General features: G+C 63.9%; 1 pseudogene. It reads left to right on the top strand.

Annotated features, from left to right (window positions below):
- Positions 1–230: pseudogene (locus KZZ04_RS20985) on the top strand (tRNA cyclic N6-threonylcarbamoyladenosine(37) synthase TcdA); the annotation flags it as partial.

The raw sequence follows: 230 nt of genomic DNA, 5'->3' as shown, positions 1-230 counted from the left end.
CGCTCCACGCTGCGCCGCGACTACGGTTTCTCGCGCACCGTGACCCGCCATTACAGCGTGCCGTGTGTGTTCTCTACCGAGCAGCTGCGCTATCCCAAGCCGGACGGCAGCATCTGTTTGCAGAAAAGTTTTGTCGGTGACGGCGTGAAGCTGGACTGCGCCGGTGGGTTTGGCGCGGTGATGATGGTGACGGCCACCTTCGGCATGGTGGCGGCGACCAAGGCCGTGGA

Source organism: Pseudoalteromonas sp. CR1, from assembly GCF_019392235.1.
Taxonomy (GTDB): Bacteria; Pseudomonadota; Gammaproteobacteria; order Enterobacterales; family Alteromonadaceae; genus Pseudoalteromonas.
The sequence above is the reverse complement of the archived record's forward strand: the minus strand, read 5'-3'. Positions and strand labels throughout refer to the sequence as shown.